The organism is Streptomyces sp. CBMA156, assembly GCF_014596515.1.
In the GTDB taxonomy this organism is placed as follows: Bacteria; Actinomycetota; Actinomycetes; order Streptomycetales; family Streptomycetaceae; genus Kitasatospora.
The window spans coordinates 1-8,294 of record NZ_MSJQ01000189.1 but is presented as its reverse complement, the minus strand read 5'-3'; the positions used below and the strand labels follow the sequence as shown (position 1 = coordinate 8,294).

The window sequence follows — 8,294 nt, the reverse complement described above, 5'->3', positions numbered from 1 at the left end:
GGCCGGCCGCGCGCAGGGCGGGCAGGGCGGCGCGGCCGCGGGCGCCGATCGCGAGCACGAGTTCGCCGGGGGCGGCGGTCGGTGGGTCCTCCGGGTCGAGGATGGCGACGTCGCGCACCGGGACGTCCAGTCCCTGCGGGGCGGCCTGTAGTTCGACCAGCGGTTCGCCGAGGGACATCAGGAGTTGACGGAGCGGCAGGCCGGGGGTGGTCACTCCGGTCCTCCTTCATCCGCCCGGACAACGGTATGTGGTTGATTTTAGCCGGGCGGACAGAGTTCGGGATCGTCGATACCGAATAGTTGACCCTGACTATCCGAGAATGAATAGTCGGTACTGACCAATCGATGAGGAACATCTCCATGGCGAAGCGACGCAAGGTGTCGAACCCGCTGGCCCTCGCGGTCCTGGCCGAGCTCACGATCGAGCCGATGCACCCGTACGAGATGGGGCGCCGGCTCAAGGAGCAGGGCAAGGACCGGAACATCAAGTACAACCGCAGCTCGCTCTACATGGTCGTGGAGCAGCTGCGGAAGGCCGGGTTCGTCGCCGAGCAGGAGACCGTCCGCGACACCCAGCGCCCGGAGCGCACCGTCTATGCCCTCACCGAGGAGGGCACGGCGGAGCTCGGCGACTGGATGCGCGAGCTGGTCGCCGAACCACAGCACGAGTACCCGGCGTTCGGGGTGGCCCTGTGCCTGCTGGCGGCACTGCCGATCGAGGAGTCGGCGCAACTGCTGGCCCGACGGCTGGAGGCGCTGGACGCGAGGATCCACGCCTCGCGGGCCATGCTGCACGAGGTCGGCGGGATGGACGTCCACCCGATGTTCGTCGTCGAGGAGGACTACGCCCTCGCGCTGCTGGAAGCCGAGCGACGCTACACCGAGCACCTCATCGGACAGCTCAGGGAGCCGGAGTTCACCCGGACCCTGCAGGAATTCCTGAGGAGGATGGAATGAGCACCGCCCGCACCATCCGGACCGCACCCACCACGCGCACCACCGGGAAGGCCCTGGTCATCGGCGGCGGCATCGCCGGGCCGGTGGCCGCGCTGGCACTGCACGGGGCCGGCATCGAGGCGGAGGTCTTCGAGGCCTACCCGACCGCGGCCGGCGGCATCGGCGGAACTTTTATGACTGCGCCCAACGGTCTCGCGGCTCTCGCGGCCGTCGGCCTCGAAGCGGAGGTCGCCGCGATCGGCCAGCGCATCGACCGGATGGTCATCGAGGACGCCGGGAACGGTGTCCTCGGCGAGTTCCCCGAGGTGTCCGGCCGGGTGATGCGGCGCGCCGAGCTGTACGCCGTCCTCCAGCGGCGGCTGCGGCGGGAGGGCATCCCGGTCCGGTACGCCAAGCGGCTGACCGGCGTCGAGGAACGCACGACCGGCATCACCGCCCGGTTCGCCGACGGAACCACCGCGGACGGGGACCTGGTGATCGGCGCGGACGGGACCCGCTCCGCGGTCCGTGGGCTGATCGACCCGGCCGCGCCCGGCCCCCGGTACACCGGCCTGATCGGGATCGGTGGACACAGCGCGCACCGGCTGGACGGCCCCCGCGCGGCCGGGGAGTCCATCCACTTCGCCCAGGGGCCCCGGGCGTTCTTCGGATATTGGGCGCTGCGGGACGGCACCGGGACCGCCTGGTTCAGCAACATCCCGCGTCCCGGGCAGCCGACCCCGGAGCAGGTCAGGGCGGTGTCGCGCGAGGACTGGCTGGCGCTGGTCCGCGAGCGGCACGCCGAGGACCTGCCCGCCCGGGAGGTCCTGGCGGCGGCGGACGAGGCGAGCGTCGAGGTCTTCCCCCGGCTGGAGATCATGCCCTCCGTTCCGCACTGGTACCGCGACCGGATGGTGCTGGTCGGCGACTCGGTGCACGCCCCGTCCAACAGCTCGGGCCAGGGGGTCTCGCTGGCCGCCGAGAGCGCCGTCGAACTTGCCCGCTGCCTGGCCGGGCAGCCCGACCTGGCGAGCGCCCTGGCGGCCTACGAGGGAGCCCGGCGGCCGGTGGTGGAGGAGGTCGCGGCCAGAGCAGCGGTGGTGAACGGCCGGAAGGCGAGCGCCGGAGTGTGAGCCGGTGTCCCGCGCCGGGGGCGTGGGCCGGTGGTGCGAGGTGGTGTGAACGGTGGGGCGATCGGGGACGGTTCGTGACCGCGGCGTGACCCCCTTCGTCGGGCCGGACAATGCCGTACGGGGGAATTTAGCCGCCCGGCCAATCATGTGGCCCGGTAGCCAGGAATAGCGTTCGTGCTGTGGCCGGCGCGCAACCCGCGCCGGCAATCCCCCCGCACTGAACGAAGGAGAGCGTGCGCTCTATGGACGCTGTGACCCAGGTCCCCGCGCCGGTGAACGAGCCGGTCCACAGCTACGCCCCCGGGAGCCCGGAACGGGCTCGTCTGGAGGCCAAGCTGAAGGAGCTGGGCGGCCAGGAGCCGGTCCAGCTGACCATGACGATCAACGGTGAGCGCCGGATGGGCGGCGGCACCGAGATCCACGTCGTCCAGCCGCACAACCACGCGGCTCGGCTCGGCACCCTGCGCAACGCCACCCAGGCCGACGCGCAGGACGCCATCGACACTGCCCTGGCCGCGGCCCCGGCCTGGCAGGCGCTCTCCTTCGACTCCCGCGCCGCGATCTTCCTCCGGGCCGCCGACCTGCTGGCCGGCCCCTGGCGCGAGACCCTGGCCGCCGCCACCATGCTCGGCCAGTCCAAGACCGCCCAGCAGGCCGAGATCGACACTCCCTGCGAGCTGGTCGACTTCCTGCGCTTCAACGTGCACTTCGCCCGCCAGATCATGGCCGAGCAGCCGATCTCCTCGGAAGGCGTGTGGAACCGCAGCGACCACCGCCCGCTGGAGGGCTTCGTCTACGCGATCACCCCGTTCAACTTCACCGCGATCGCCGGCAACCTGCCGACCGCGCCCGCGCTGATGGGCAACGTGGTGCTGTGGAAGCCGTCCCCGACCCAGCAGTTCTCCGCGCACCTGCTGATGCAGCTGCTGGAGGCGGCCGGCCTGCCCAAGGGCGTCATCAACATGGTGACCGGCGACGGCCTGGCCGTCTCCGAGGTCGCGCTCAAGCACCCCGCGCTGGCCGGCATCCACTTCACCGGCTCCACCGCCACCTTCCAGCACCTGTGGCGCGAGGTCGGCACCAACATCTCCGGCTACCGCACCTACCCGCGGATCGTCGGCGAGACCGGCGGCAAGGACTTCCTGGTCGCCCACCCGTCCGCCGACCCGAAGGTCCTGAAGACCGCGATGACCCGCGGCGCCTTCGAGTTCCAGGGCCAGAAGTGCTCGGCGCTGTCGCGGGCCTACGTCCCGGCGTCGATCTGGGCCGGCCTCAAGGACGAGTTCGCCGCCGAGGTCGACGGCCTCACCATGGGCGACGTCAGCGACCTGTCCAACTTCATGTCGGCCGTCATCGACGAGCGCTCCTTCGCCAAGAACAAGGCCGCCATCGACCGCGCCCAGGCCGACCCGCAGGTCGAGGTCCTCGCCGGTGGCACCTACGACGACTCGGTGGGCTACTTCGTCCGCCCGACCGTCCTGGTCTGCCAGGACCCGTCCAGCGAGTACTTCAAGGACGAGTACTTCGGCCCGGTCCTGGCCGTGTACGTCTACGAGGACGAGAAGTACGAGGAGATGCTGACCCAGATGGAGTCGGCGTCCGCCTACGGCCTGACCGGTGCGATCATTTCCCAGGACCGCGCCGCGGCCCAGGACGCGATGCACAAGCTGCGCTTCGCCGCCGGCAACTTCTACATCAACGACAAGCCGACCGGCGCCGTCGTCGGCCAGCAGCCCTTCGGTGGCGGCCGGGCCTCGGGCACCAACGACAAGGCGGGCGCCAAGCAGAACCTGGCGCGCTGGACCTCCACCCGCTCGGTCAAGGAGACCTTCGTCCCGCCGACGGACTACCGCTACCCGCACATGGGCTGACCAGCCCCTCCGACCAGCCGGCTCGTCCAGTAGCCACCGGTCACCCGCGACGCCCGGTCCCGCAGCCGGGCGTCGCCCCGCCGGGGCGGCGGTCCGCCCACCCGTCGCGCGCCGCCACCCTTCCCGGGACGCGCCGCGCGCGGCACCCGGATACCGCCGCCCCGGCCCTTCTGCCACCCTTGGAAACACCAGCACCAGGAGTCACGATGCTCCGTTCCGCCCTTCTCGCGGCCTCCCGGTCCCCGCAGGTCCGCACCGTGGTCGAGAAGTTCCCGCCGACCCACGCGATAGTCGAGCGCTTCGTCGCCGGCGACGTCCTCGACGACGCGGTGACCGCCACCGACGACCTGATCGCCACCGGTCGCAAGGTCACCCTGGACCACCTCGGCGAGGACACCCAGGACGCCGCCCAGGCCGCCGGCACCGCCGAGGCCTACGAGCACCTGCTCAAGGCCCTCAAGGAGACCGGCCTCGCGGCCGGCGCCGAGGTGTCGGTCAAGCTGTCGGCCGTCGGCCAGTTCCTCCCGGTGGACGGCGAGAAGATCGCGCTGGAGAACGCCCGCCGCATCTGCGAGGCCGCCGCCGACGCGGGCACCACGGTGACCCTCGACATGGAGGACCACACCACCACCGACTCCACCCTCGCCATCGCGCGCGAGCTGCGGGCGGACTTCCCCTGGCTGGGCGTCGTCCTCCAGGCCTACCTGCGCCGCACCGAGGCCGACTGCCGCGAGTTCTCCGGCCCCGGCTCCCGGGTGCGCCTGTGCAAGGGCGCCTACAAGGAGCCCGAGTCGGTCGCCTTCCAGGGCAAGCACGAGGTGGACCTCGCGTACGTCCGCGCCCTGAAGGTCCTGATGGCGGGCGAGGGCTACCCGATGATCGCCTCGCACGACCCCAACATGATCAAGATCGCCGGCCAGCTGGCCCAGTGGAACGGCCGCAAGCGGGACTCCTTCGAGTACCAGATGCTGTTCGGCATCCGCCCCGAGGAGCAGCTGCGCCTCGCCGGCGAGGGCAACACGATGCGCGTGTACCTCCCGTACGGCCAGGAGTGGTACGGCTACTTCATGCGCCGCCTCGCCGAGCGCCCGGCCAACCTGACCTTCTTCCTGCGCGCCATGGCCACCCGCGGCTGACCCGGCGCCCACGAACTGCGGCCCGCACCCCTGACGGGGGGTGCGGGCCGTCGGCGTCAGCGGGAACGGCCGTCAGAGGAACGGTTTGGTGTCGAGCTCGAAGCCGAAGGGCGCCGGGAGCGCGAGCGGTTCGCCGAAGGCGGCCAGGTGGACCTCGGTGTACTCCTCCCGGTGGGGCTTGCCGAAGAGACCGACCTGGTACTTCTCGCGGTCGACGAGGAGGTGGAGCGGGATGCCGGCGCGGGCGTAGCAGTGGCGCTTGGCGATCCGGTCCTGGTCGGGCTTGGCGGATGTCACACCTGCTTGAGCAGGTGGTTGATGTGGTCCTCGTGATCGCCGTCCGGGGGTGGTGCCACGATGATCTCTCCCTCGATGAGCTCGGCTCGGAAGCCTTCGGGGGAGTGCAGGCTCAGGAAGCTCTCCAGCAGGATGCCGGTCTGCGTCGGGGAGCCCGTGATCGGTTGCTCATGCGCCACAGCACTCATGATGCCCCTCCTTCAGATGGCCGTCACGCTGACCGCCGCTCGGCCGGGCTATGCCGTATGCGGCGGAGTTCCACTCGATGGTGTGAGTTTGAGGCCTGCCATAGGATTCCGTGCTGGTGAACTGGCTTTTCGACGGGAGGAGTCGGGATGCTGAAGGCTTTCGCGGAGCTGTCCACGCCGCTGGTGGCGGACGCCTGTGTGCGGCTCGGGGTGGGGCTGCGGGTGGCGCCGGTGGGTGTCGCGTCGGTGGTGGCCGGGGCCAGGGTGGCGGGGCGGGTGCTGCCGGTGCGTCACTACGGGAGCGTGGACGTGTTCCTGGAGGCGTACGGGACGGCCGCGGCCGGGGACGTGCTGGTGGTCGACAACGGCGGGCGGACCGACGAGGCCTGCATCGGGGACCTCGCGGTGCTGGAGGCGCGGGCCGCCGGGGTGGCCGGGATCGTGGTGTGGGGGCTGCACCGGGACACCCCCGAGCTGCTGGAGATCGGGCTGCCGGTGTTCAGCTACGGCGCGCTGCCGCTCGGCCCGGTGCGGCTGGACGACCGGGAGCCGGCGGCGCTGCTGACGGCGAAGTTCGGGCCGCACCCGGTGAGCGCCGGGGACGTGGTGTTCGCCGACCCGGACGGGGTGCTGTTCGTCCCCGCCGACCGGGTCGCGGAGGTGCTGGAGACGGCCGGCGCGATCGCCGGGACCGAACGCGCGCAGGCCGGGCGGATCGCCGCCGGGGACACGCTGCGCCGGCAGACCGCCTTCGACGAGTACCTGGAGCGCCGCGCCGCCGACCCGGCGTACAGCTTCCGGCAGCACCTGCGGCGGGTCGGCGGGGCGATCGAGGAGTAGGCCGGCCGGTCGGAGCCGGCGGTACATGACGTGCAGGCCGACGTAGCCGTCCACCGGGTGGAGGAAGGTCTCGCCGGCGGGTACGGGGGCTGCCCTGGTCTCAGCCGCCGAGGACGGCGTCCTCGACCAGGGCGGCGGTGTGCGCCTGGCCGGTGGCGTTGGGGTGCACCACCGCGTACCTGAGGGGGAGGACGCTGGTCAGCACGCCGTCCAGCCAGTGGTCGGCGTCGCAGACGCTGTGGCCCGCGCTGGCGGGGTAGAGGTCCACGAAGGAGTCGCCGTGGGCGGCGGTGACCTGGGCGATGAGCGCGTCGAGCGGCTCCAGGAGCGCGGTGCGGGTCCAGGCCAGGTCGCCGGTGGTGAAGGTGCCGAACTGGAGGGGGTTGCCGTACCGGCAGAGGGCGGCGTTCTCGGGGACGAGGTGCGGATAGCCGACGGTGAGGACCCTGGCGGACGGGGCCTTGGCGTGCAGTGAGTCGAGCATCCGGCCGTAGTCGGCGCGCAACCGGTCGAACCGGCCGGGCAGTTCGGCGTCGAACTTGTCCTTGCAGGGCGTGCCCTGGCCGAGGTGGACGGCGCCGAGTTCGATGCAGCTCTTGAGGATCTCGGCGAAGCCGAGGTCGTTGCCGCCGATCCCGACGGTGATCAGGTCGGTGGCCGGGTCGACGGCGTCGATCTGCCGCGGGACGGCCGGGTAGGGGGCGTTCGGGTCGGTGCCGAGCGGCGGGAGCGGGCGGCCGAGCGGGGACTGGGTGCTCACGTCGACGTTGCCGGTGGTGGCGCCGCTGCAACTGACGTTGCGCAGGCCGACCAGGGAGCCCAGGTCGCGGCGGATGATCTCGGGGTAGGACTCGACGGTCCTGGCGCAGCCGTCGCGCGGTGCGGTCTCGTCGCCGGTGGCCTCGATGACCCCGGCGGTGTAGGAGTCGCCGAGGGCCGTCCAGTGGAGCGAGCCGGCGCGGACGCCGGGGCCGGCGGCGGCCTGGGCGGTGGTCGGGGTGATCAGCCCGGCGGCGAGCACCGCCGCGGTGCCGGTGACGGCGAGGCGGGACAGGAAGCGTGGCACGGATCTCCTCCTCGGGTGCGGGGAGGAGCGCGATTCACCCCCCTGAGAGTCAATCGAGCTGCCACGAGGACGACTTGATGCCTCAAAGGGGTGAATCGACGGGCGCGGCCATGACGCCGCGGGGTTACAGCATCGACGCGGCCGGCTCGATCATCGCCCGGGCGGTCTTGCCGTCGACGTACTCGCCGAGCGCCGTCATCTCCCACTCGCCGCCGGGGCGGCGGACCAGCTTGCACATCACCACGCCGGTGTGCGGCTCGGAGTTGGTGAGGTCGAAGCGGACCAGTTCCTCCTCCGTCCGGGCGTCCAGCAGACGGCAGTAGGCGTCGCGCACGTCGGTGAACTTCTGGCCGGAGAAGGAGTTCACGACGAAGACCAGCCCGTGGACATCGGCCGGCAGGCCCTCCAGGTGGACGGTGATCACCTCGTCGTCGCCGCCCTCGCCGCCGACCAGGTTGTCGCCGGAGTGGGAGATCGCGCCGTTGAAGATGTTCAGCTTCATGAACCAGGCCGTCTCCAGCCGCTTGTGCCGGGCGTCGAAGGCGAGGCACGAGGCGTCCAGGTCGACGGAGCGGCCGCGGGCGGCGGACTTCCAGCCGAGGGCCATCCGGATCGAGGAGAGGAACGGGCGGCCGTTCTTGACCAGGGAGACCGAGCTGCCCTTGACCAGGCTGACCCGGCCCTTGTCCAGGGTGATCTTGGCGGGCGCGGCCGGGGCCGGGGGCACGGTGGGCGCCGGGGGAACCGCGGGCGGGGCCGGGACGGCGGTCTGACCGGTGGCGAGGGCGATCCGCGGGTCGACGGGGGAGGAGGCGGGCGCGGGCGGG

7 protein-coding genes and 2 pseudogenes are annotated in these 8,294 nt (G+C 71.8%); 5 read left to right on the top strand and 4 right to left on the bottom strand.

Annotated features, from left to right (window positions below):
* Positions 1-214: pseudogene (locus tag BU198_RS15600) on the bottom strand (PucR family transcriptional regulator); the annotation flags it as partial.
* A gap of 146 nt (positions 215-360) precedes the next feature.
* Between BU198_RS15600 and BU198_RS15595 the strand changes: the two are divergent.
* From BU198_RS15595 to BU198_RS15580, 4 genes are all read left to right on the top strand, one after another.
* The gene (locus BU198_RS15595) at positions 361-957 is read left to right on the top strand and encodes a PadR family transcriptional regulator (RefSeq protein WP_188297456.1); all 597 of its coding nucleotides are present in this window, start codon (positions 361-363) and stop codon (positions 955-957) included.
* Positions 954-2,069 carry an FAD-dependent oxidoreductase gene (locus BU198_RS15590; RefSeq protein ID WP_188297455.1) on the top strand — a complete coding sequence of 372 codons (1,116 nt, stop codon included), beginning with the start codon at positions 954-956 and terminating at the stop codon, positions 2,067-2,069. Before BU198_RS15595 ends, BU198_RS15590 begins: the two co-directional genes overlap by 4 nt.
* A 242-nt stretch (positions 2,070-2,311) precedes the next feature.
* Positions 2,312-3,940 (top strand): L-glutamate gamma-semialdehyde dehydrogenase, encoded by a 1,629-nt coding sequence (gene pruA, locus BU198_RS15585; protein ID WP_188297454.1) that lies wholly within the window; start codon positions 2,312-2,314, stop codon positions 3,938-3,940.
* 206 nt (positions 3,941-4,146) lie between these two features.
* The gene (locus BU198_RS15580; protein ID WP_188297453.1) at positions 4,147-5,076 is read left to right on the top strand and encodes a proline dehydrogenase family protein; all 930 of its coding nucleotides are present in this window, start codon (positions 4,147-4,149) and stop codon (positions 5,074-5,076) included.
* A gap of 72 nt (positions 5,077-5,148) precedes the next feature.
* On the opposite strand, the pseudogene BU198_RS15575 reads toward BU198_RS15580, so the two are convergent.
* Positions 5,149-5,561, bottom strand: a pseudogene (locus BU198_RS15575) (Uma2 family endonuclease).
* Between the two features lie 147 nt (positions 5,562-5,708).
* On the opposite strand from BU198_RS15575, the gene BU198_RS15570 reads away from it, so the two are divergent.
* Positions 5,709-6,401 (top strand): RraA family protein, encoded by a 693-nt coding sequence (locus BU198_RS15570; protein ID WP_188297452.1) that lies wholly within the window; start codon positions 5,709-5,711, stop codon positions 6,399-6,401.
* Between the two features lie 100 nt (positions 6,402-6,501).
* On the opposite strand, the gene BU198_RS15565 is transcribed toward BU198_RS15570, so the two are convergent.
* Together BU198_RS15565 and BU198_RS15560 are read right to left on the bottom strand one after the other, a co-directional pair.
* Positions 6,502-7,467, bottom strand: coding sequence for an SGNH/GDSL hydrolase family protein (locus BU198_RS15565; RefSeq protein ID WP_188297451.1), 966 nt, complete (start codon positions 7,465-7,467; stop codon positions 6,502-6,504).
* A 124-nt stretch (positions 7,468-7,591) separates the two neighbouring features.
* Positions 7,592-8,294 (bottom strand): TerD family protein (locus tag BU198_RS15560; RefSeq protein ID WP_188297450.1); only part of this gene is annotated, 703 nt, incomplete at its 5' end.